The organism is Streptomyces sp. NPDC102462, from assembly GCF_044765425.1.
In the GTDB taxonomy this organism is placed as follows: domain Bacteria; phylum Actinomycetota; class Actinomycetes; order Streptomycetales; family Streptomycetaceae; genus Streptomyces.
Window position 1 is genome coordinate 49,951 of sequence record NZ_JBIWKB010000046.1, and the last position, 21,483, is coordinate 71,433.

Sequence of the window (21,483 nt, forward strand, 5' to 3'; positions counted from 1 at the left end):
TGTCGGTGACGTCCCCCACCGCCTGGGCCGACTTCCTGGCTCACGCCACGCAGTGACCCGTTGGCCCACCGGTCAGGTGGCTGGCTTGCGGCGGCCCACCTGGGTGCGGATCGCGCCGATGCTGGCCGCGATGACCAGGGCGATGGCGAGGGACTGGGTCACGGTCAGGGCCTGGCCGAGGATCAGGAAGCCCGCGGCGGCGGCGAGGGCCGGTTCCAGGCTCATCAGGACGGCGAAGGTGGAGGCGGGCAGGCGGCGCAGGGCGAGGAGTTCGAAGGTGTAGGGCAGGACGGAGGAGAGCACCGCCACCGCCGAGCCCAGCGCCACGGTGGTGGGGTCCAGGAGCCTGCTGCCCGACTCGGCGATGCCCAGCGGCAGGAACACCAGCGCCGCCACCGCCATCGCCAGGGCGAGCCCGTCGGCCTGCGGGAAGCGGCGGCCCGTGCGGGCGCTGAAGACGATGTAGGTCGCCCACATGGCCCCCGCCCCGAGCGCCAGAGCGACTCCCAGCGGATCGAGGTCGGTGAAGCCCCCGCCGCCCAGCAGGAAGACGCCGGCCAGGGCGAGGGCCGCCCAGACTGCGTTGAGCGCCCGGCGGGAGGCCAGCACGGACAGGGCCAGCGGGCCCAGCACCTCCAGGGTGACCGCGGCGCCCAGCGGGATGCGGTCGGCGGCCTGGTAGAACAGGCCGTTCATCGCGGCCATCGTGATGCCGAAGACGATCACGGTGCCCCAGTCGGTGCGCGAGTGGCCGCGCAGCCGGGGCCGGCACACCACGAGCAGCACCACGGCCGCCGCGAGCAGCCGCAGCGTCACCACGCCGAAGGCGCCGGCGCGCGGCATCAGGGTCACGGCGAGCGCCGCACCGAACTGGACCGAGATGCCGCCGGAGAAGACGAGTCCGAGCGCCCCGAACCGGCGCGGTGCCGCGCTCTGCGCGGGGGCGGCCCCGGGCGGGGCGGTGGTCGAGGCGGAAGTCGGCGTGGAGGCGCTGCGGGTGGTCACGGGCGGTCCAGGGGATCGATCAGGCGTTCATCATGGTGTACTTCCGAGTCCAGAGTAGTTGACTCCCGTCAGGTGTGTGAACCCGGTATGCCACTGTCCTGGATGCCGAGACGAGCCGAGTACGGCTAAGTCCGCCGGCGGCCTCAGCGTCGCCCGTCCCGCGGCCCGAACTGCTCCAGCACCTCGGTGTCCGTGGCCCGCGCGTGCAGGAAGTAGTCGGCCCAGGCGGCGATGTCCGGGTAGGCGCTCTCGGCGACCAGGCGGTCGACGGCAGCCGGGATGTCGTACGGCGTGACCCGCAGGTCGGTGCCGGGGCCGAGCAGGCACCAGTGGGCGCCGGGCGTCCGTAGGGCATGCCGACACTGCCGGGATTGACGACGAGCCGGCCGTGGGCCAGGCGGACGTAGGGCATATGGGTGTGGCCGCAGACCACGGTGCGGACGGCGGGATCGAGGTCGGTGAAGACCTCCGCCCAGCGCTCGGGACGGGAGTCGACGAGCACGACCTCCTCGTCGTCGCGGGGTGTGGCGTGGCAGAACAGGACCGGGCCGAGGCCGGTGACGTCGAGGGTCAGGGACGTGGGCAGACCGGCCAGCAGGTCGACCTGGTCGGCGCGCAGGGCTTCGGCGGCGAACGGGGCGATGGGGTCGGGGATGTCGTCGCGTGCGCCGCGCCGGAACTCCACCAGTTCGCGGTCCGCGTTGCCCGAGATCCACAGGACCCGCTCGCCCTGCGCCCGCAGCAGGTCGATCACCTCGGCCGGCTGCGGACCGGCCGCGAGATCACCGGTGAGCACGATGCGGTCGGCGCCGGCCACGTCGGGCTCGGCGAGGACGGCCTCCAGGGCGGGCAGCACGCCGTGGATGTCCGAGAGCACGGCGACACGGTCGAACGACATGCGCTCACCTTTCCCCGGCGTCCCCGGCGTCGTCCAGGGCCGCGGCCAGCACCTCCGCCAGGTGCCGCCCGCGGACCCCGGCCAGCTGCGCCAGCTGGGTGCGGCAGGAGAAGCCGTCCGCCAGGATCACCGCGTCCTCGGCGGCCTCGCGTACGGAGGGCAGGAGGCGTTCCTCCGCGCAGGCAACGGACACCTCGTAATGCCCCTTCTCGAAGCCGAAGTTGCCCGCAAGACCGCAGCAGCCGCCGCTGAGGTCACCGGTCAGGCCCGCGGCCTCGCGCAGCCGCCGCTCGGCCGCGTCACCGAGGACCGCGTGCTGGTGGCAGTGGGTCTGGCCGGCCGCGGGCCGGTCCACCGCGGGCGGGGTCCAGTCGGGCGCGTACCGCTCCAGTGCCTCGGCGAAGGTGACGACGGCCGCCGCCAGGCGGGCCGCGCGCGGGTCGTCATGGAGCAGTTCGGGCAGGTCGGTGCGGAGGGTGGCGGCGCAGCTGGGTTCCAGGACGACGACGGGCACCCCGGCCCGCAGCACGGGGTCCATCAGGTCGAGGGTGCGGCGCAGCACCGCGCGGGCCCGATCGAGCTGGCCCGTGGAGATGTAGGTCAGACCGCAGCAGACCCGGCCCCGGCCCCGGAGGATCGCGAGCGGGTTCAGGTCGGCCTGCCTGCCGCCGCCCACCGGGGGCGCCGCCAGGTGCAGGGTCGGCGGGAGGGCCACGCGGAGCCCGGCTGCCTCCAGCACGCGTACGGCCGCCCGGCCCACCGCGGGCGAGAAGTGCTCGGTGAAGGTGTCCGGCCACAGCACGACGAGGTCACCGCCGTCCGCCGAGGCCTGCTCGTGCCGCCGCCACCAGCGGCCGAACGGCTGTCTGGCCAGCCGCGGCAGGTCCCGCTCGGGCGCGATCCCGGCCGCCCGCTTCGCCAGGCGCGCGAGGGGCCGTACGGCGGCGAGCGCGTTGAGGGCGGGCGCCATGTGGGCGCGCGCCACCCAGCGCAGCCACATGGGCAGCCGGCCCATCGTGTAGTGGGCCGCCGGGCGGCGCCGTCCGGCGTAGTGGTGGTGCAGGAACTCGGCCTTGTAGGTGGCCATGTCGACCTCGACCGGGCAGTCGGAGCGGCAGCCCTTGCAGGACAGGCACAGGTCGAGCGCGTCCCGGACCTCGGTCGAGCGCCAGCCGTCCGTGACCAGTTCGCCGGCCAGCATCTCGTGCAGCAGCCGGGCACGCCCGCGCGTGGAGTGCGCCTCCTCGCCGGTCGCCCGGAAGGACGGGCACATGACGGAGGCGCCGGCCGCCGTCGTCGTACGGCACTTGGCGACGCCCACGCAGCGGCGTACGGCCGCGGCGAAGTCACCGCCGTCACCGGGGTAGCCGAAGGCGACGGGGACGGGTTCGCGGGGCAGGGCGGAGAAGCGGAGGTTCGCGTCGAGGGGTGCGGGGCGGACCAGCATGCCGGGGTTGAGCAGGCCGTCGGGGTCCCATACGGCCTTGGCCCGCTCGAAGAGGCCGAGGAGCCGGGTGCCGTACATCTTCGGGAGCAGTTCGGCCCGCGCCTGCCCGTCCCCGTGCTCCCCGGACAGCGAGCCGCCGTGCGCCACGACCAGGTCGGCGACCTGCTCGGAGAAGGACCGGAAGCGGCCGATGCCGGCCTCGGTCAGCAGGTCGAAGTCGATACGGACATGGATGCAGCCGTCACCGAAGTGCCCGTAGGGCGTGCCGCGCAGCCCGTGCGCGGCCAGCAGCGCGCGGAAGTCCCGCAGGTAGGCGCCGAGCCGGGCGGGCGGCACCGCGCAGTCCTCCCAGCCGGGCCATGCCTCCGTGCCGTCCGGCATCCGGGTCGCCGTGCCGCTCGCGTCCTCCCGGACCCGCCACAGGGCCCGCTGGGCGCCGGGGTCGGTGACGACGAGCGCGTCGACGACGTCGGCCGCGCGGACGATCTCCTCCGCACGCGCGCGTGCCTCGGCCGCCGAGTCGCCGCCGGTCTCCACGAACAGCCAGGCCCCGCCCCGGGGCAGCCCGGCGGGCGACGGCACCAGGTCGGCCGCCATGCCCTCGACGGTGAGCGGCCAGTGCGGCAGCAGACCGGCGGCGGCGTCGGCCGCGGCGCTCTCGTCGGGGTAGCCGAGCACGGCCAGGGCACGCGCGCGTGGGTCCTCGACGAGCCGTACGACCGCCTGGGTCAGCACGCCCAGCGTGCCCTCCGAGCCGCAGAAGAAGCGGGCGACGTCGGCGCCGCGCTCGGGCAGCAGCGCGTCCAGGGCGTACCCGGAGATACGGCGGGGCAGTTCGGGGAAGCCGGTGCGCAGCAGCGCCAGCTCGCCCTCCACCAGGGCGCGCAGCCCCTGCGGGGCGCCCGCCCAGTCCGGTCCCGGCCGCAGCCGCTCACCGCGGGCGGTGCACACCTCCAGTTCCCGGACGTTGTCCGCGGTGGTGCCCCAGGCCACCGAGTGCGCGCCGCAGGAGTTGTTGCCGATCATCCCGCCGAGCGTGCACCGGCCGTGGGTGGACGGGTCGGGTCCGAAGCGCAGGCCGTGCGGCGCCGCGGCCTCCTGGAGCCGGTCGAGGACCAGGCCGGGCTGGACGACGGCGGTGCGGGTGCCGGGGTCGATGTCCAGGACCCGGTTCATATGGCGGGTGAAGTCCAGCACCACGCCGGTGCCGGTGGCCTGCCCGGCGATCGACGTACCGCCGCCGCGGGCCACCACCGGCACCCCGCGCGCCCGGCACACGCCGAGGACGGCGGCGACATCGTCGGCGTCCCGCGGCGCCACCACCCCGAGCGGGATCCGCCGGTAGTTGGACGCGTCCATGGTCGTCAGCGCCCGGGACGTGACGTCGAAGGCGACCTCACCCCGGACGGCCCCACGCAGCTCGACCGCAAGATCCGTCATACCCCCAGCAAACCAGCCGCCCGGCGAGCACCGCAGCCACCGGAACGCATGCGCTTGCTCCAGCGGCCCCCACACGGGGCACCGGGGCCTACACGGCGGGCGCAGAGCACTCCGAGGACGGGCACGGGAGCCGGGGCCCCCGGCAGGGATGGGGCGCGGGCACATGGGCGCGGCCCACACTCAGGGGAGCCGAGGCTTTCGGACGCGGAAGCCTTGGAGCACGGTGCCAGAACCTCGGGCGCGCACGGGAAAACCAAGGCCCGCCGGAATCCGCCCCGCCGGACGGCGCGGGGTCCGCGCACGGCAGCCAGGACCCGCGCGCAAGGACGCTGAGCCCGCGGGCGCGGCAGCCGGGCCCTCGGGCAGGCATGGAGCGCGGGCGAGGGAAGGAGCGCGGGCCGCGTTCGCAGCGGGCAGCCGGGCGCGTGAACGGGGGCCGTGGTGACTGCCGTCAAGGTTGCCGTCAAGGGCCGGGGCACCCGTCGGGCCATCGGCGCCGCGCGGTGCCGAAGCCGTCGCCGGCCCGGAGCCGGAGGCCGTGCGCGCCGGTGCCGGCCCCCCGCGCTCCGGTGCTGAGCCCCCCGCGCGCGGATGTCGTGGCCGTCAGCACGCGAGGGCACGTCACCCGAAACGCCGTCTCAGCCGACGGACGAGGTTTCGCCCGGGTTTCTTCCACGGCTAACCTCACCTCGTGGCTGAGATCCAGATTCCTGCTGACATCAAGCCCGCGGACGGTCGGTTCGGCGCGGGTCCCTCCAAGGTTCGGGTGGAGGCGCTGGACGCGCTGGCCGCCACCGGTACGTCCCTGCTGGGCACCTCCCACCGCCAGGCCCCGGTGAAGAACCTGGTCGGCCAGGTGCGCGAGGGCATCGGCGCCCTGTTCTCGCTCCCGGACGGCTACGAGGTCGTCCTCGGCAACGGCGGCTCCACCGCGTTCTGGGACATCGCCACCCACGGGCTGATCGAGAACAAGTCGCAGCACCTCACGTTCGGCGAGTTCTCGTCCAAGTTCGCCAAGGCCGCCAAGCTGGCGCCGTGGCTGGCCGAGCCCACGGTCATCGCCACCGACCCCGGCACCCACCCGGAGGCACGGGCCGAGGCGGGCGTCGACGTCTACGCCTTCACGCACAACGAGACCTCGACCGGTGTCGCCATGCCGATCAGGCGGGTGGCCGGCGCCGACGAGGGCGCGCTGGTGCTGGTGGACGCGACCAGCGGCGCCGGCGGCCTCCCGGTCGACGTCGCCGAGACCGACGTCTACTACTTCGCCCCGCAGAAGTCCTTCGCCTCCGACGGCGGCCTGTGGATCGGTGTCTTCTCCCCGGCGGCGATCGAGCGCGCCGAGCGGATCCACGCGAGCGGCCGGCACGTCCCCGAGTTCTTCTCGCTGCCCACGGCGATCGACAACTCGCGCAAGAACCAGACGTACAACACCCCGGCGCTGGCCACCCTGTTCCTGCTGAACCAGCAGCTGGAATGGCTCAACGGCCAGGGCGGCCTCGCCTGGTCCACGGCCCGCACCAAGGACTCCTCGACCCGCCTGTACTCCTGGGCGGAGGAGTCCAAGTACGCCACCCCGTTCGTCGCCGACCCGACCAAGCGCTCCCAGGTCGTCGGCACGATCGACTTCGCCGACGACATCGACGCGGCGGCCGTCGCCAAGGTGCTGCGCGCCAACGGCATCGTCGACACCGAGCCGTACCGCAAGCTCGGCCGCAACCAGTTGCGCATCGCGATGTTCCCGGCCGTCGACCCGGCGGACGTCGAGGCGCTGACCCGCTGCGTGGACTACGTGATCGAGAAGCTCTGACCGCTTCCGTACGGCGCTGACCCGCCGCTTCCGGTACGGCGCACGGGCGCCCGGTGCTTCTTCGCCGGGCGCCCTTCGCTCGTACGGGCCCGTCAGGTGGCCGCGCAGGTCAGGCTCGGCACGGTGCCGCCGCCGGGCGCGCCGCCGAAGCCGAAGCCGGCCGAACCACCCGCGGCGATCGCCCCGTTGTGCGCGGCGTTCACCGCCGTGACGCTCGCCCCGCTCTGGGTGTAGGCGGCGTTCCACAGCGAGGTCACCCGCTGCCCGCCGCTCCATGTCCAGGTCACCTTCCAGGAGGTGATGGGGGTGGTGCCGGTGTTGGTGATCCGCACATCGGCGTTGAAGCCGCTGCCCCAGTCGCTGCTGACGGTGTAGACGGCGCTGCACGCGGGCGTGCTCCCGCCGCCGTCGTCGCCACCGCCGCCGCCCGGGAAGCCGGGCGCCTTGACGCTCGCCAGGTATCCGTCCTTCACGGTGTCCACGGTCGTCCAGTCGTCCTTCAGGATGCCGCCGGTGTCACCGGAGTTGGGGTTCCACGACCAGAACGTCCAGTGGAAGCTGTCGGCGCCGTACGCCGCCGTCGGCCGGAGGTAGTCCACCAGGGCGGCCAGCCACTTCTGGTCCACGGTGGACTGCAGCGTCGTACCGAACTCGCCCACCCACACGGGGGCGATGTTCTGCTTGAAGATATAGCCCCAGTACCTGTCCCAGACGCCGGGCATGTTGGCGGGGAACGTGGGGTCGCTGAACCAGCTCTGCTGGGCGACGCTGGTGGCATAGTCGTGGGCGGAGTACACGACCCGGTTGGGCACGTCGAGCTGGACCGGGTACTGGGCGACGCCCATCAGGTTGCCGCCCCACCACCCGGAGACCCCGTTGTACGTCTGCACGCCCTCGACGAAGACCAGCAGGTCGGGGTTGGCGGACAGGACGGCGTTGCCGGCGCGCTGGGCGGCCAGCCGCCAGTCGGTGGCCTGGTCGCCGCAGCCCCAGCAGGCGGGGTCGTGCGGCTCGTTGTGCAGGTCGATGCCGATGACGGTGTCCTGGCCCCGGTAACGGGTCGCCAGCGCCTTGAGGTTGGCGATCCACGTCGACTCGGGGACGGCGGCGGTGTACCAGAGCGCCGACTGGCCGCCGGAGTCGGGGCGGTGCCGGTCGAGGATGACCTTCATGCCGTCCTGGCCCGCGTGCGCCACGATGCGGTCCATGACCTGGAGCGAGGTGAGCCCCTGGAGGTCCGCGTTCTTGCCGCCGGAGAAGTCGATGCTGTCGGGGACGGTGCCGGCCTTGAGGATGTCGTCGCTGTAGGGCAGCCGGATGGTGTTGTAACCGAGCGACTTCATCTGGTCGATCATGCTCTTGTAGTCGCGGGACCAGAGGCCGTGCACGACGTGGTTGCCGGTCTCGAAGCCGAACCAGTTGATGCCGGCGACGCGCACCGGCTGTCCGGCCGCGTCCAGGATCTGCCGGCCGCTGGTGTGCCAGTAGCCGGCCCCGGCGTCGGCCACGGCGTGCGCGGGCCCGGCGGCGACCAGGGCGGCCAGGGAGAACAGCGGTAACAGGAGCGCCACGGCGGCGGCACCCAGCGCCCTCCGCAATCCGCGGAAGCGGAACATAGGGCGGCCGAACATAGGGCGGCCGGACGTGTGCCAGCCGGACACAAGGCGACCGGACGTGTGCCAGCCGGACATAGGGCGGCCGAACACGTGCCGGTCCAACATGCGCCAGCCCGACATGCGCCGGCCCGACATGTGCGGGCCGGACATATGGCTGCGGAACATATGGCTGAGTCCTCTCGGGGAGGCGCGGCCCCGGAACTCATGGGAGCGCTCCCATGTACCGCGCACCACCCAGCAAACTGGCACACCATGCACGCGTCAAGATGCGCGGCGAGCGCCGCCCCGTGCTCAGCCGCGGCGGCGCAGCCGACGCAGCCAGAGCAGGGCGGCGGCGGCCACCGCGACGAGCCCGGCGACCTTCAGGCCGGAGTCGGCGCTCACGCCGCCCGCCCCGCCGGCCGCGGCGTGCCCGTTCCCGGAGGACGGGCCGGAGCCCCCGCCGGACCCGGGCGCGTCCTCGGCCGTCACCGAACTCCCGGCGCCCTCGCTGCCGTACAGGAGCCTGGTCCCGTCCGCGGAGTAGGTCACGGACTCCCCCTGCCGCTGCAAGGGCACGTCGAGCCGCTGCCGGCGCCGGATGTCGCCGCCGTTCCAGTCGTACAGGATCCCGCCGAAGTAGCCGCGCACCGCGAACTGCCGGCCGTCCGGCGAGAAGGCGGCGTCGGTGGCCCACAGGTCGACGGGCGCGACCGGCTTGAAGACGTTGGTGCCGGACGCCGACAGCCGTGCGGGTCCCTCGTACAGGTGCCCGCCGTCCTCCTTCTTGTCGATGATGTACACCCGCCCCGTTGCGGGGTGCACGGCCAGCGACTCCGCGTTCCGCGCGCCGTTCGCGTACTTCACCACGTACTGCGTCGCGCGGATCGTCTGGTCCTTCAGCGTCTTGGGCTCGGGCAGCCGGTAGATCCAGACGTACGGCCACGAGCCGTCGAGGTTGTCGCCGATGTCACCGACGTAGATCTGGTTGCCGGGTCCGATGGAGATCGCCTCGACGTCGCGCGGGGAACCGACGCCGCTCAGCGTCACCGTGGCGACGGTCCTGCCGGTGGCGCCGTCCACGGCGTAGAGGTACGGCCCGTCGTCGCTGTCGTTGTGCGTCCAGTAGATGCCCGGGTGCAGGCGGGAGGCGGCCAGGCCGCTGGACTCGGTGATCCGCGGGTCCTGGATCGTGAACCCCCCGTCACCGTCGGCCGCGGAGGCGGGCGGCACGGCGAGGGCACCTGTGAGCAGGGCCCCGGCGAAGAGGGCCAACGATCGACGCATGACCCAAGCCTGCCATCCCGGCCCGCGGCCGGCCCGACGTGGTGGGCCTCATGACGTGGTGGGCCTCACATCCCGTCCGCCGTCGTGATCGACCATCATGAGCGGATGCTCAGGTTGATGCCCGTCGGTGATTCCATGACCATCGGAAGCGCGGGCGACCACACATGGCGTTACCGGCTCTGGCAGCACCTGTGCGCGACGTACTGCGGCCCGTTCACGCTCGTCGGCCCGCGGGAGACGCTGTACGACAAGTCCGCGGACGCGCCGACCTCCTACGCCTACGCCGAGCCCGACTTCCCCCGCGGCCACCTGGCCGGCTGGGGCGAGGGCTGGCTGCACATGGCCCCGCTGATCGGCGAGGCGGTGCGCGAGCGCCGGCCGGATGTGCTGCTGGTGTCGCTGGGCCTGATCGACCTCGGCTTCTACACGGACGCCGAGCAGACCGCCCGCAACGCCCGCGCCTTCGTCGCCGCCGCGCGCGAGGCCGACCCGGCCGTCCGCATGGTGCTGCTTCCGGTCATCCCGAACATCCGCGCCGCGACGGACCCGCACTTCGCCGACCAGGTGACCCGGTTCAACGAACTGCTGGCGAAGGCGGTGGCGGACCTGGACGAGCCGTCCTCGCCCCTCCTGCTGGCCTCCCTACCGGAGCCGTACGACATCCACACGGACACCTACGACGGCACCCACCCGAACCGGAGCGGCGAACACAAACTGGCGGAGGCGTTCGCGGGGGCGATGTGGGGGGCGTGGGGGATCGGGCACCAGTACGCGGCCGGAACAAGCTGACCGATTTCCGGCGTCCCCTGGTCACGGTGCGTATCGTTGTACCGCGCGGCCACACCTGTCCGTGGAGCGGCCGGGTAGGAGCGCCACGATGACCGTCCTTGCAGACAGGATCGAGATGGCCGACGCCGACGCCAACACCCAGGACTTGGACGAGTGGTTCGAGCGCCTTGAGCGGATGCCCGTCCCCGAAGGATTCAGGGTGGAGATCGTCGGGGGCAACGTCTACATGACGCCGCAGCGCAGCAGCCATTGGGAGATCATCTTCGAGATCGCTCAGACCATCAGGGGCAGGCTCGGAAAGGGGGTGAAGGTGTTCTCGGACGTCCGGATCGACTTCCCGGGCCACGAGAACGGCTTCTGCCCGGACGTCGCCGTGCTGAAGGGCTCGGCGCAGCCGGACGACACGGGCCACTGGCGTCACCAGGACGTCGAGTTCGTCGCCGAGGTCATCTCCAAGGGCACGGCCGCCAACGACTACGGCCCCAAGAAGACCGCGTACGCGGTCGCCGAAGTCCCCGTCTACGTCATCGTCGACCCGTACCAGAGGCGGTGCCACGTCCACACCGACCCCAAGGGCGGTGACTACGCCGTGCAGACGAGGGTGGACTTCGGCACCGACATCGACCTGACCGGGACGGTGGTCGACCTGATCCTCAGCACGGACGAGTTCCCCTCGGACTAGGACCGTTCGGGAACGCCCCGGTCATGCGTGGCGGACGCCGTCGCGACCGCCAGCCGGATGTGCTCGGCGCACGCGCGGGCCTGCGGCAGACGGTCGGTCCATTCGTCCGCGGTGCGGCCCAGGTACGCGTCCCGGGCCAGCGTCAGGACCGGCCGGTGCGGCTCGGGCAGCCGAGGGAGCACCCAGTCGGCGGCGGCGTCCTTGGAGCGTACGGTTCCGGTGACGACGGTGGTCCAGATGCGGGCGAGGGTGAGCAGGACGTTACGGGTGTCGTGCTCGATGTCGGCCATGAGTTCCGGGATGCCGGCGGTGATACCCCGCAACAGGTCCTCGTGCGGAACGGGGTCGAGGACGTCGGCGGGCGGCGGGCCCTGGAGGGGCGGTGTGCCGGCGAGCAGGGTCATGGTGAGGAGCGGGGCGAGGTCGGGGCTCGGCTCCCGGGCCGGCACCGCGCCCCGCTCGAAGTCGGCGCGCAGCCAGTCGCCGTACAGGAAGTCGCAGACGGGCGGGTGGCGCCAGGGGCGGACGTCCGACTGGACGACGACGGTCAACTCGACGTACCGCCGCCCGTCACGGCCCGAAATCTTCAGCAAGTCCCGAGTCAGCTCCCGGCGTTGATTGCCTGTCAGCCGCTCACGTACGACGACGAGCACATCGAGATCGCTGTCCGGACGCAGACCGCCCAGGGTGGCGGAGCCATGCCGATAGATGCCGAGCACACCATCACCGAGGACACGACGAACGAGCCGTACGACGATGCCAACGCCGTCATCACCAGACATGAGCCACTCTCCCCGTGTCCCGATCACCGAGCGTACCGTTGCACCGCGCGACAGCCCTCGTCCACGAGGGGGCCGAGTGCCACGGCCGAGGTTCCCGCCCACCTCGTCACCGACCCGTACCCTTCCGGGCCGGCCGTATCCGGCTTATCCATGCGCTTGCATAGAGCGCACTCCAAGTCGTTGGCTGGGTGTCCATGAAGTACACGCAGCTAGGACGCACGGGACTCAAGGTCAGCCGACTCGTCCTCGGCACCATGAACTTCGGCCCGCTGACGGACGAGGCCGACAGTCACGCCATCATGGACGCGGCGCTGGACTCGGGCATCAACTTCTTCGACACCGCGAACGTCTACGGGTGGGGTGAGAACAAGGGCCGCACCGAGAAGATCATCGGGAACTGGTTCGCGAAGGGCGGCGAGCGGCGCGACAAGGTCGTCCTCGCCACCAAGGTGTACGGCAACATGGCCGCCGACGGCGACGCCTGGCCCAACCACGACAAGCTCTCCGCGCTGAACATCCGGCGGGCGGTGGACGCCAGCCTCCAGCGCCTGCAGACCGACCACATCGACCTGTACCAGTTCCACCACGTCGACCGCAGCACCCCCTTCGAGGAGATCTGGCAGGCGATCGACGTCCTCGTGCAGCAGGGCAAGATCCTCTACGTCGGGTCGAGCAACTTCCCCGGCTACAAGATCGCCCAGGCCAATGAGGTCGCCGAGCGGCGGGGCGGGACCATCGGGCTGGTCAGCGAGCAGTGCCTGTACAACCTCGCCGAGCGCCGCGCCGAGATGGAGGTCATCCCGGCGGCCCAGGAATACGGCCTCGGGGTCATCCCGTGGTCGCCGCTGCACGGCGGGCTGCTCGGCGGCGTGCTCAAGAAGCAGGCACAGGGCGGGAGGCGCGCTTCGGGCCGGGCGGCGGACGCACTCGGCGACACCTCCGCGCGGGCGCAGATCCAGGCGTACGAGGATCTGCTCGACAAGCACGGTGTCGACCCGGGCGAGACGGCCCTGGCCTGGCTGCTGACCCGGCCCGGTGTGACCGGCCCGATCGTCGGCCCGCGCACCGCCGAGCAGCTGGAGTCGGCCCTGCGGGCGGTGGAACTGGAACTGTCCCAGGACCTCCTGGACGGCCTCGACGAGATCTTCCCGGGCCCCGGCCCCTCCCCGGAGGCCTTCGCCTGGTAACACCCCCGAAGGCTCCGGCAGCCACCGCCGGAGCCTTCACCGCCCCAAAGGGGCGCGGGGAACTGCGCGAACAACCCCCACGCCGCCGCACCCAACAAACAACCAAAGCCCCCAAAGGGGGCGCGGGGAACTGCGCGAACAACCCCCACGCCGCCGCACCCAACAAACGACAGAAGCCCCCGAAGGGGGGCGCGGGGAACTGCGCGATCAACCACAACGGAGCCGCACCCAACAAACGGCCAAGTCCCCGAAGGGAGCCGCACCCAACAAACGGCCAAGTCCCCGAAGGGAGCCGCGGCCAACAAACGGCCAAGTCGCCGAAGGCAAGGTCAGCCGATCGCCGCCGCCAAGGCCACCACAACGAGCATCAGCACAAGCGCACCGGCCATGATCCGGTTCCGGGTTTTCGGGTCCACGTATCCGAGGTTAACCGGCCCCGCCGAGCGCCCAGCGGGCGACCGACTCGTAACGGGGCTGCTCGCCGGGGACCCCGGACCTGGGCAGGTTGCTGCGCACCAGGACGAGCTCGGCCACGGTCCAGGTCCGGCTGGTGAAGTCGGCGAGATCCCGGACGTACGGCCGGGTGTCCACCGGGCCACGCCCGCGGGCCACGGTCAGATGGGCCTTGTAGTGCCGGTGCTCCCCCATCGGCACGCCCGCCTTGCGTCCCGCCGCCTCCGCCCGCCCGGCCAGCAGGCGCAGCGCCTCCAGATCGCCCCGCGCCCCGGTCCACAGCGCTTGCCCGTGGCCGAACTGCCCGCCGCCCGCGAGCGCCAGCGGAAAGGGGACGCTGCGCCCGGCCGCGCGCGCCAGGCGGTCCGACAGGTCCGTTACGAGCGTGTCGTCGACCTCGCCGTAGAAGGCGAGGGTGAAGTGCCAGCCGGGGCGGCCGGTCCAGCGCAGCCCGTCCGCGCCGGGCAGCCGCCGCAACCGGGCGATCTCGGCGGCGAGTTCACCGGCGACGTCCTCCGGGGGCAGCACGGCGGCGAAAAGTCTCATACCTCACCTTCCCAGACGGGCCGAGGGGGGCATCATGGCGGATGTGGAGCGCAGCGAGAAGATCACGATCAGGGCGGGAGGGGCGGACGACGTCCCGCTGATCCTCGGCATGTTCGACAGCGGCGTCGCGTGGCTGGTCGCCCAGGGGCGCACCGAGCAGTGGGGGTCGACGCCCTGGTCGGCGAATCCGCGGGCGGTGGCGCTGGTCGAGCGGTACGTCGCCGAGGGCGCCCCGTTCATCGCCGAGTACGACGGGGTGCCGGCGGCCACGCTCACTCTCACCGACGGGCCCGCGCCCTATGTCCGGCCCGCGGACGAGCCCGAGCGCTATATCCACATCCTGGCCTCCGACCGCCGTTTCAAGGGCCTCGGGGTCGGGGCCGCGCTGCTCGCGCACGCGGTGGCGCAGACCCGTCGCTCGGGCGTCTCGCTGCTGCGGGTGGACTGCTACGCGGGCGGCGACCGCAAACTGGTCGCCTACTACGAGCGCAACGGCTTCACGCCGGCCGAGTCCTTCACGGTCGGCGAGCATGCCTGGCCCGGGCAGGTGCTGGCCCGCAGGGTGTGACCCGGGGCGGGTGCCGCCCCCGGGTCAGCCCCCGGTCAGCCCGGGCGGTGCCGCCCCCCGGCCCACCCCCACGGGAGGTCAGGCCGCCGCTAGCTCCGGCTCGCGCTCCGGCTCACGCCGTACGAAGCGGATCTGCGGGTGGCCGTGGTTCCAGCCCACCGAGAGGCGCAGTCGGCCGATGCGGGCCAGGAGCACGCCGATGGCGGCGGCCGCAGCGGCCGAGATGACACCGCCGACGGCGAAGCCGACCCGGGGGCCGTAGGCGTCGGTGATCCAGCCGACGACGGGGGCGCCCAGCGGCGTACCACCCATGAAGACCATCATGAACAGGGCCATCACCCGGCCCCGCATCGCCGGGTCGGTGGCCATCTGGACCGAGGTGTTCGCGGTCACGTTGACCGTCAGCCCGAAGATCCCGATCGGGACCATGAGCAGCGCGAACAGCCAGTAGGACGGGGCGAGCGCGGCGACGACCTCCAGGGTGCCGAAGGCCACCGCGGCGGCGGTCAGGATCCGCAGCCGGGCGGTGCCCCGGCGGGCGGCGAGCAGCGCGCCGGCCACCGAACCGACCGCCATCAGCGTGTTGAAGAGGCTGTAGGCGCCGGCGCCCGCGTGGAAGACGTCGTCGGCGTAGGCCGACAGCCAGACCGGGAAGTTGAAGCCGAAGGTGCCGATGAAGCCGACCAGGACGATCGGCCAGATCAGCTCGGGACGGCCCGCGACATAGCGCAGTCCCTCCCGCAGCTGGCCCTTGCCGCGCGGGGTCGGCTCGACGACGTGCAGCTCACGGGCGCGCATCAGCAGGAGTCCGGCCATGGGGGCGACGAAGGACAGGCCGTTGAACAGGAAGGCCCAGCCGGTGCCGACGCCGGTGATCAGTACGCCCGCGACGGCGGGGCCGATCAGCCGGGCGGACTGGAAGTTCGCGGAGTTCAGGCTGACCGCGTTCTGCAACTGGTCGGGGCCGACCATCTCGGAGACGAAGGACTGGCGGGCGGGGTTGTCGACCACGGTGGCGAGTCCGACGGCGAAGGCGGCGAGGTAGACGTGCCACACCTGGACGTGTCCTGAGAGGGTCAGCGCGGCGAGCGCGAGGCCGGTGACGGCCATCGACGTCTGGGTGACGAGGAGGGTGGGCCGCTTGGGCAGGCGGTCGACGAGGACGCCGCCGTAGAGGCCGAACAGCAGCATCGGCAGGAACTGCAGGGCCGTCGTGACGCCGACGGCCGTGGAGGAACCGGTGAGGCTGAGCACCAGCCAGTCCTGGGCGATGCGCTGCATCCAGGTGCCGGTGTTGGAGACGACCTGGCCGATGAAGAAGAGCCGGTAGTTCCTGATCTTCAGCGAGCTGAACATCGAGGACCGGCGGGTGCGAGGGGTGGTGGTAGTGGTCGGTGCGGGGGCGGAAGCTGCTCCGGATCCCGTACTCAAAGGGTTCGCCTCCTCTTGAACTGGTCATGGTGAACGGGGCGCCCGCCGCCGGCGCGTTGAGCCGGTGCCGGTGCGCCCCTGCGGCTCACTCGCGGAGCCGGACGGGCCGGGCGGGGTTCACAGGTGTGCGAGCTTTTCCAGGACGGGGGCGGCGGCGCGGAGTGTGGCCCACTCGTCCTCGTCGAGGCCGTCGACCAGGCCGGCCAGGAACGCGTTGCGCTTGCGGCGGCTCTCCTCGAGCATCGCCTCGGCCTGCTCGGTCCTGGTGACGACCTTCTGGCGCCGGTCCTCGGGGTGCGGCTCCAGACGGACCAGTCCCTTGGCTTCGAGCAGCGCCACGATGCGGGTCATCGACGGCGGCTGGACGTGCTCCTTGCGGGCCAGTTCGCCGGGGGTGGCCTGGCCGCAGTTGGACAGGGTGCCGAGCACCGACATCTCGGTGGGGCTCAGCGACTCGTCGACCCGCTGGTGCTTGAGCCGACGGGACAGCCGCATCACGGCGGAGCGCAGGGAGTTCACGGCGGCGGCGTCGTCGCCATGGGTGAGGTCCGACATGTTTGTTAGGGTAACTCATTACTCTGACTAAAGACCACTCCGGGGCGCCACGGATGCCCGTGACCCCGGCCACTGATTCCCATCGTCACTCATACGGGTGATGTGGATGCGGAACGTGACGCACCGCGCCGGTGACTGCCGCGACCCTCGTTTCCATGGGGACCAGTGTGCTCAGCCTGCGGATAGACCACGACCTGCTCGAACGGCTCCGGCACCATGCCGCCAGAAGCGGAATGAGCGTCCAGGACTATGTGGTCCGGACGCTCATTCGGAACGACTTCGACGAGCGGTTCCAGGCCGCCGTCGAGGAGACGGAGAAGTTCTACGGAGTCACGTGAGCAAGGGCACGCGCCCCCGGCCCGGGTGGGGCCGAGCACCCCGACTCAGGTCGGACGGAGGGCCCCGGCCTAGGTCAGGCCCAAGACCCCCGCCCAGTTCAAACCCAAGACCCGGCTCAGTCAGGCCGGAGGCCCCGGTCAGGTCAGGCCGAGGGCCGGCATCAGGTAGTAGAAGGCGAAGACCGCCGAGACGACGTACATCGGTACGGGGATCTCGCGGGCGCGGCCGGCCGCGAGGCGCAGCACCACGAAGGTGATGAAGCCCATGCCGATGCCGTTGGTGATCGAGTAGGTGAACGGCATCATCAGCATCGTGACGAACGCCGGGATCGCGATCGTGTAGTCGGACCAGTCGATCTCCTTGACCGAGCCGGCCAGGATCAGGAAGCCGACCGCGAGCAGCGCCGGGGTGGCCGCCTGGGACGGCACCATCGTGGCGACCGGCGTCAGGAACAGGGCCAGCGCGAACAGCGCGCCGGTGACGATGTTGGCGAAGCCGGTGCGGGCCCCCTCGCCGACGCCGGCCGTGGACTCCACGAAGCAGGTGGTGGCCGACGAGGAGCTGGCGCCGCCGGCGGCGACGGCGATGCCGTCCACGAAGAGGACCTTGTTGATGCCGGGCATCTGCCCCTGTGCGTCGGTCAGCCTGGCCTCGTCGCTGACGCCCATGATCGTGCCCATGGCGTCGAAGAAGCAGGACAGCAGGACCGTGAAGACGAAGAGGATGCCGGTCAGGACGCCGACCTTGTCGAACCCGCCGAAGAGGCTGACCTTGCCGAGCAGTCCGAAGTCGGGGGTGGAGACGGGGTTGCCTGGCCACTTCGGGGTGGTCAGACCCCAGGAGGGCACCGTGGCGACAGCGTTGATGATCAGCGCGAGCACGGTCATCGAGACGATCGAGATGAGGATCGCCCCGGAGACCTTGCGCACGAGCAGCACCAGGGTGAGCAGCGCGCCGAGCACGAAGACGAGGACCGGCCAGCCGTTGAGGTGGCCGTCGCCGCCGAGCTGGAGCGGGACGGTGGTCTGGGCGGCGTCCGGGATGCGGCTGACGAAGCCGGAGTCGACGAGCCCGATCAGCATGATGAACAGGCCGATGCCGATGGAGATGGACTTGCGCAGGCCGTAGGGCACGGCGTTCATGACGCGTTCGCGCAGTCCGGTGGCGACGAGCAGCATCACCACGAAGCCGGCGAGGACGACCATGCCCATGGCGTCGGGCCAGGCCATCCGGGGCGCGAGCTGGAGGGCGACGACGGAGTTCACACCGAGGCCGGCGGCGAGCGCGATCGGCACGTTGCCGATGACGCCCATCAGCAGGGTGGTGAAGGCGGCCGTCACCGCGGTGGCCGTCACCAGCTGGCCATGATCGAGCTGATGCCCGTACATGTCCTTCGCGCTGCCGAGAATGATCGGGTTCAGCACGATGATGTACGCCATCGCAAAGAACGTGGCGAAGCCGCCACGGATCTCGCGCGCCAGGGTGCTGCCGCGCTCGGAGATCTTGAAGTAGCGGTCGAGGGCGCCGAAGGCGGGCGCCCCGCCCGGCTGCTCCGGGGCGGGAACCTTGGCGGGTGCCGAGGTGGACATGCGGGACCTCATCACCAACGGGATTCCCCCTCACCGCGTTGGAGTTTCATACGAACAGAAGTGGCCAGAGACAAACGGTTTCAGTATGAACATATAAGGTCCAGATCGCCATCTCCGCGCGTAGACCACCGGGGCGGCGGGCGTCGGCGCAGCGCCTCGTAAGCTGTGCGCATGGCCGCTCTCTCTTCCGGATCCCCCAAGCACGAGGCACCGGAGCCCCTGGAAGGCCCCGTCGTCGCCACCGTCACCGGCGGCACGATCATCTGGTTCGTCCTCTTCCTCGTCCAACTCCCCTTCTACGGCTGGTTCGACGAGCACGGCCACACCTGGTGGCTGTGGACCTGCCTGGCCGGCGGCGGCCTCGGCCTGATCGGCATCTGGTACGTCCGCAAGCGGGACGCGGCGATCAAACGGGCCGCCGAGCAGCGGAGCACCGGCCGTCCGACGACGGCGGAATGACCCGGAGGCAGAGCGCCCCTCCCACCGCTCGACCCGTACTACCACCGCACTACCCGTCTCCTCCCCAGGTCGGATCTTCTGCCCCCTCGGCGGGTGAAGCCGCAGGACCGCACGTACCGTCGATGGCATGACGCACATCGACGCGGGCGCCGAACTCGACCCTGTGCACCCGGTACCCGTTCCGTCGACCCCCTCGACCGGTCTGACCGCCGCCGACGTCGCCGAGCGCGTCGCCCGCGGCCAGGTCAACGACGTCCCGGTCCGCTCCAGCCGCTCGCTCGCCGAGATCGTCCGCGCGAACGTCTTCACCCGCTTCAACGCGATCATCGGCGTCCTGTGGCTGGTCATGCTGGTCGTCGCCCCGATCCAGGACAGCCTCTTCGGCTTCGTGATCCTCGCCAACACCGGCATCGGCATCGTCCAGGAGTGGCGCGCGAAGAAGACCCTCGACTCGCTCGCCGTCATCGGTGAGGCCCGGCCGACCGTCCGCCGCGACGGCGACGCCGTCGAGATCGGCACCTCCGAGATCGTCCTCGACGACCTCATCGAGATCGGGCCCGGGGACAAGATCGTCGTGGACGGCGTGTGCGCCGAGACCGACGGTCTGGAGATCGACGAGTCGCTGCTCACCGGCGAGGCCGACCCCGTCGTCAAGCACCCCGGCGACCGGGTCATGTCCGGCAGCTTCGTCGTCGCCGGCGGCGGCGCCTTCGTCGCCACCAAGGTCGGCCGCGAGGCCTACGCCGCCCAGCTCGCCGAGGAGGCGTCCCGCTTCACCCTCGTCCACTCCGAGCTGCGCACCGGTATCTCCACCATCCTGAAGTACGTGACCTGGATGATGGTCCCGGCCGCCATCGGCCTGGTGATCACCCAGCTCGTCGTCAAGAACAACAACGTGAAGGACGCCGTCGCCCGCACCGTCGGCGGCATCGTCCCGATGGTCCCCGAGGGCCTGGTCCTGCTCACCTCCGTCGCCTTCGCGATCGGTGTGATCCGGCTCGGCCGCAAGCAGTGCCTCGTCCAGGAACTGCCCGCCATCGAGGGCCTGGCCCGCATCGACACCGTCTGCCTCGACAAGACCGGCACGCTCACCGAGGGCGGCATGGACGTCACCGAGCTGCGCCCGCTCGACGGCAGCGACGAGACGTACGTACGCAAGGTCCTCGGCGCGCTCGGCGAATCGGACCCGCGGCCCAACGCCTCCCTCCAGGCGATCATCGACGCCTACCCGGACAGCGAGGAGTGGCGCTGCGTGGAGTCGCTGCCGTTCTCCTCCGCCCGCAAGTACAGCGGGGCCACGTTCAGCGAGGCGGACGGCGAGAACAGCACCTGGCTGCTCGGCGCCCCCGACGTCCTGCTCACCGACGGCGACCCGGCCCTGGCCGAAACCGAACGGCTCAACGAACAGGGCCTGCGGGTCCTGCTGCTCGCCCGCGCCGTCCGCGACCTGGACGACACCGACGTCGCCAAGGGCGCCCACGCCACCGCCCTGATCGTCCTGGAACAGCGGCTGCGCCCCGACGCGGCCGACACCCTGCGCTACTTCGCCGACCAGAACGTCCACGCCAAGGTCATCTCCGGCGACAACGCCGTGTCGGTCGGGGCGGTCGCCGCCAAGCTGGGGCTGAGCGGGGCGGCGGTGGACGCGCGCCGGCTGCCCGCCGAGCGGAGCGAGATGGCGGACGCGCTGGACAAGGCCACCGTCTTCGGCCGGGTCACCCCGCAGCAGAAACGCGACATGGTCGGCGCGCTCCAGCACCACGGACACACGGTCGCGATGACCGGCGACGGGGTCAACGACGTCCTCGCCCTGAAGGATGCCGACATCGGCGTCTCGATGGGCTCCGGCTCCGAGGCGACCCGCGCGGTCGCCCAGATCGTGCTGCTCAACAACAGCTTCGCCACACTGCCGTCGGTGGTCGCCGAGGGCCGGCGGGTCATCGGCAACATCACCCGGGTGGCCACGCTGTTCCTGGTGAAGACCGTCTACTCGGTGCTGCTGGCCCTGCTGGTGGTGTGCTGGCAGGTCGAGTACCCCTTCCTGCCCCGGCATCTGACCCTGCTGTCCACGCTGACCATCGGCGTCCCGGCCTTCTTCCTGGCGCTCGCCCCGAACACGGAGCGCGCGAGACCCCACTTCGTGCGGCGGGTGATGCGCTACTCGATCCCGGGCGGGGTGGTGGCCGGTGTCGCCACCTTCGTCACGTACCTGCTCGCCCGGCACCAGTACACGGGCCCGGACGCGCTGCCCGCGCAGACCAGCGCGGCCACCCTCACGCTGTTCCTGATCTCCATGTGGGTGCTGGCGATCATCGCCCGGCCCTACACCTGGTGGCGGGTGGCCCTGGTCGCCGCGATGGGCGTGGCCTTCCTGTTCGTCCTGGCCGTGCCCGCCCTTCAGGACTTCTTCGCGCTGAAGCTGGTCGGCGTCACCATGCCGTGGACGGCGGTGGGCATCGCGGTACTCGGCGCGGCGGCCCTGGAACTCCTGTGGAAATGGGTCGACCACCGCTTCCCGGTCTAGGACCAATGCCGGTGACTTAGGTGGTGTTCGGTCTGGAGATCGTGAGGACTGCCGTGGTTGGTGGTGGCGCATCGCGGTGCTCGGCTCGCTTGAGGGG

At 71.6% G+C, this 21,483-nt stretch carries 17 protein-coding genes and 1 pseudogene; 8 read left to right on the top strand and 10 right to left on the bottom strand.

The annotated features are described in order from the left end of the window. Positions 1 to 72 precede the first annotated feature (72 nt). The 3 genes and pseudogenes from ACIRFL_RS31480 to ACIRFL_RS31490 form a co-directional block, all read right to left on the bottom strand. Entirely contained in the window at positions 73 to 1,005 is a 933-nt protein-coding gene (locus tag ACIRFL_RS31480) for an EamA family transporter (RefSeq protein ID WP_404035026.1), read from the bottom strand. A 143-nt stretch (positions 1,006 to 1,148) separates the two neighbouring features. Then, positions 1,149 to 1,903 (bottom strand): annotated as a pseudogene (locus ACIRFL_RS31485) (metallophosphoesterase family protein). Positions 1,904 to 1,907: 4 nt separating this feature from the next. Then, complete coding sequence (locus ACIRFL_RS31490; RefSeq protein ID WP_404035028.1) at positions 1,908 to 4,790, bottom strand: FAD-binding and (Fe-S)-binding domain-containing protein; 2,883 nt, start codon at positions 4,788 to 4,790, stop codon at positions 1,908 to 1,910. Positions 4,791 to 5,481: 691 nt separating this feature from the next. Here ACIRFL_RS31490 and serC point away from each other — a divergent pair. After that, positions 5,482 to 6,600 carry a phosphoserine transaminase gene (gene serC / locus ACIRFL_RS31495; RefSeq protein ID WP_404035030.1) on the top strand — a complete coding sequence of 373 codons (1,119 nt, stop codon included), beginning with the start codon at positions 5,482 to 5,484 and terminating at the stop codon, positions 6,598 to 6,600. A gap of 92 nt (positions 6,601 to 6,692) precedes the next feature. Here the strand turns inward: serC and ACIRFL_RS31500 are convergent, their stop codons facing one another. Next, on the bottom strand, positions 6,693 to 8,216 hold the full coding sequence (locus ACIRFL_RS31500) for a cellulase family glycosylhydrolase (RefSeq protein ID WP_404035032.1): 1,524 nt from the start codon (positions 8,214 to 8,216) through the stop codon (positions 6,693 to 6,695). A 291-nt stretch (positions 8,217 to 8,507) separates the two neighbouring features. After that, positions 8,508 to 9,482 carry a WD40 repeat domain-containing protein gene (locus tag ACIRFL_RS31505; RefSeq protein ID WP_404035034.1) on the bottom strand — a complete coding sequence of 325 codons (975 nt, stop codon included), beginning with the start codon at positions 9,480 to 9,482 and terminating at the stop codon, positions 8,508 to 8,510. A 105-nt stretch (positions 9,483 to 9,587) separates the two neighbouring features. On the opposite strand from ACIRFL_RS31505, the gene ACIRFL_RS31510 reads away from it, so the two are divergent. Together ACIRFL_RS31510 and ACIRFL_RS31515 are read left to right on the top strand one after the other, a co-directional pair. Then, on the top strand, positions 9,588 to 10,271 hold the full coding sequence (locus ACIRFL_RS31510) for a GDSL-type esterase/lipase family protein (protein WP_404035036.1): 684 nt from the start codon (positions 9,588 to 9,590) through the stop codon (positions 10,269 to 10,271). 88 nt (positions 10,272 to 10,359) lie between these two features. Further along, on the top strand, positions 10,360 to 10,953 hold the full coding sequence (locus ACIRFL_RS31515; RefSeq protein ID WP_404035038.1) for a Uma2 family endonuclease: 594 nt from the start codon (positions 10,360 to 10,362) through the stop codon (positions 10,951 to 10,953). Here ACIRFL_RS31515 and ACIRFL_RS31520 read toward each other — a convergent pair. Next, positions 10,950 to 11,735: an aminoglycoside adenylyltransferase family protein gene (locus ACIRFL_RS31520; protein WP_404035040.1), complete on the bottom strand. Its 786-nt coding sequence runs from the start codon at positions 11,733 to 11,735 to the stop codon at positions 10,950 to 10,952. The two genes, ACIRFL_RS31515 and ACIRFL_RS31520, sit on opposite strands and share 4 nt — an antisense overlap. A 194-nt stretch (positions 11,736 to 11,929) precedes the next feature. On the opposite strand from ACIRFL_RS31520, the gene ACIRFL_RS31525 reads away from it, so the two are divergent. Beyond that, a complete protein-coding gene (locus ACIRFL_RS31525; protein ID WP_404035042.1) occupies positions 11,930 to 12,922 on the top strand; it encodes an aldo/keto reductase in 993 nt (330 codons plus the stop codon). A gap of 426 nt (positions 12,923 to 13,348) precedes the next feature. Here ACIRFL_RS31525 and thpR read toward each other — a convergent pair whose 3' ends face one another. Continuing rightward, positions 13,349 to 13,921, bottom strand: a complete 573-nt coding sequence (gene thpR / locus ACIRFL_RS31530; protein ID WP_404035044.1) for an RNA 2',3'-cyclic phosphodiesterase — start codon at positions 13,919 to 13,921, stop codon at positions 13,349 to 13,351. A gap of 34 nt (positions 13,922 to 13,955) precedes the next feature. Between thpR and ACIRFL_RS31535 the strand changes: the two genes are divergently transcribed. Beyond that, entirely contained in the window at positions 13,956 to 14,489 is a 534-nt protein-coding gene (locus ACIRFL_RS31535) for a GNAT family N-acetyltransferase (RefSeq protein WP_404035046.1), read from the top strand. A gap of 78 nt (positions 14,490 to 14,567) precedes the next feature. Here ACIRFL_RS31535 and ACIRFL_RS31540 read toward each other — a convergent pair whose 3' ends face one another. Both ACIRFL_RS31540 and ACIRFL_RS31545 read right to left on the bottom strand, forming a co-directional pair. Beyond that, positions 14,568 to 15,845: an MFS transporter gene (locus ACIRFL_RS31540; protein WP_404035048.1), complete on the bottom strand. Its 1,278-nt coding sequence runs from the start codon at positions 15,843 to 15,845 to the stop codon at positions 14,568 to 14,570. 192 nt (positions 15,846 to 16,037) lie between these two features. Beyond that, positions 16,038 to 16,475: a MarR family winged helix-turn-helix transcriptional regulator gene (locus tag ACIRFL_RS31545; RefSeq protein ID WP_404035050.1), complete on the bottom strand. Its 438-nt coding sequence runs from the start codon at positions 16,473 to 16,475 to the stop codon at positions 16,038 to 16,040. A 155-nt stretch (positions 16,476 to 16,630) separates the two neighbouring features. Between ACIRFL_RS31545 and ACIRFL_RS31550 the strand changes: the two genes are divergently transcribed. Further along, positions 16,631 to 16,813: a ribbon-helix-helix protein, CopG family gene (locus tag ACIRFL_RS31550; RefSeq protein ID WP_404035052.1), complete on the top strand. Its 183-nt coding sequence runs from the start codon at positions 16,631 to 16,633 to the stop codon at positions 16,811 to 16,813. A gap of 138 nt (positions 16,814 to 16,951) precedes the next feature. Here ACIRFL_RS31550 and ACIRFL_RS31555 read toward each other — a convergent pair whose 3' ends face one another. Continuing rightward, positions 16,952 to 18,403: an NCS2 family permease gene (locus ACIRFL_RS31555; RefSeq protein WP_404035054.1), complete on the bottom strand. Its 1,452-nt coding sequence runs from the start codon at positions 18,401 to 18,403 to the stop codon at positions 16,952 to 16,954. A 171-nt stretch (positions 18,404 to 18,574) separates the two neighbouring features. Here ACIRFL_RS31555 and ACIRFL_RS31560 point away from each other — a divergent pair, with 171 nt between their 5' ends. Continuing rightward, complete coding sequence (locus ACIRFL_RS31560) at positions 18,575 to 18,862, top strand: DUF2530 domain-containing protein (RefSeq protein WP_404035056.1); 288 nt, start codon at positions 18,575 to 18,577, stop codon at positions 18,860 to 18,862. 127 nt (positions 18,863 to 18,989) lie between these two features. Continuing rightward, positions 18,990 to 21,386, top strand: a complete 2,397-nt coding sequence (locus ACIRFL_RS31565; protein WP_404035058.1) for a cation-translocating P-type ATPase — start codon at positions 18,990 to 18,992, stop codon at positions 21,384 to 21,386. Positions 21,387 to 21,483: the final 97 nt, after the last annotated feature.

Excerpts from the sequence above, each read along its gene's own strand:
- ACIRFL_RS31490 (WP_404035028.1), bottom strand. The coding sequence starts at position 4,790 with ATGACGGATCTTGCGGTCGAGCTGCGTGGGGCCGTCCGGGGTGAGGTC.
- ACIRFL_RS31500 (WP_404035032.1), bottom strand. The coding sequence starts at position 8,216 with ATGTTCCGCTTCCGCGGATTGCGGAGGGCGCTGGGTGCCGCCGCCGTG.
- ACIRFL_RS31505 (WP_404035034.1), bottom strand. The coding sequence starts at position 9,482 with ATGCGTCGATCGTTGGCCCTCTTCGCCGGGGCCCTGCTCACAGGTGCC.
- ACIRFL_RS31510 (WP_404035036.1), top strand. The coding sequence starts at position 9,588 with ATGCTCAGGTTGATGCCCGTCGGTGATTCCATGACCATCGGAAGCGCG.
- ACIRFL_RS31515 (WP_404035038.1), top strand. The coding sequence starts at position 10,360 with ATGACCGTCCTTGCAGACAGGATCGAGATGGCCGACGCCGACGCCAAC.
- ACIRFL_RS31520 (WP_404035040.1), bottom strand. The coding sequence starts at position 11,735 with ATGTCTGGTGATGACGGCGTTGGCATCGTCGTACGGCTCGTTCGTCGT.
- ACIRFL_RS31525 (WP_404035042.1), top strand. The coding sequence starts at position 11,930 with ATGAAGTACACGCAGCTAGGACGCACGGGACTCAAGGTCAGCCGACTC.
- thpR (WP_404035044.1), bottom strand. The coding sequence starts at position 13,921 with ATGAGACTTTTCGCCGCCGTGCTGCCCCCGGAGGACGTCGCCGGTGAA.
- ACIRFL_RS31535 (WP_404035046.1), top strand. The coding sequence starts at position 13,956 with ATGGCGGATGTGGAGCGCAGCGAGAAGATCACGATCAGGGCGGGAGGG.
- ACIRFL_RS31540 (WP_404035048.1), bottom strand. The coding sequence starts at position 15,845 with ATGTTCAGCTCGCTGAAGATCAGGAACTACCGGCTCTTCTTCATCGGC.
- ACIRFL_RS31545 (WP_404035050.1), bottom strand. The coding sequence starts at position 16,475 with ATGTCGGACCTCACCCATGGCGACGACGCCGCCGCCGTGAACTCCCTG.
- ACIRFL_RS31550 (WP_404035052.1), top strand. The coding sequence starts at position 16,631 with ATGGGGACCAGTGTGCTCAGCCTGCGGATAGACCACGACCTGCTCGAA.
- ACIRFL_RS31555 (WP_404035054.1), bottom strand. The coding sequence starts at position 18,403 with ATGTCCACCTCGGCACCCGCCAAGGTTCCCGCCCCGGAGCAGCCGGGC.
- ACIRFL_RS31560 (WP_404035056.1), top strand. The coding sequence starts at position 18,575 with ATGGCCGCTCTCTCTTCCGGATCCCCCAAGCACGAGGCACCGGAGCCC.
- ACIRFL_RS31565 (WP_404035058.1), top strand. The coding sequence starts at position 18,990 with ATGACGCACATCGACGCGGGCGCCGAACTCGACCCTGTGCACCCGGTA.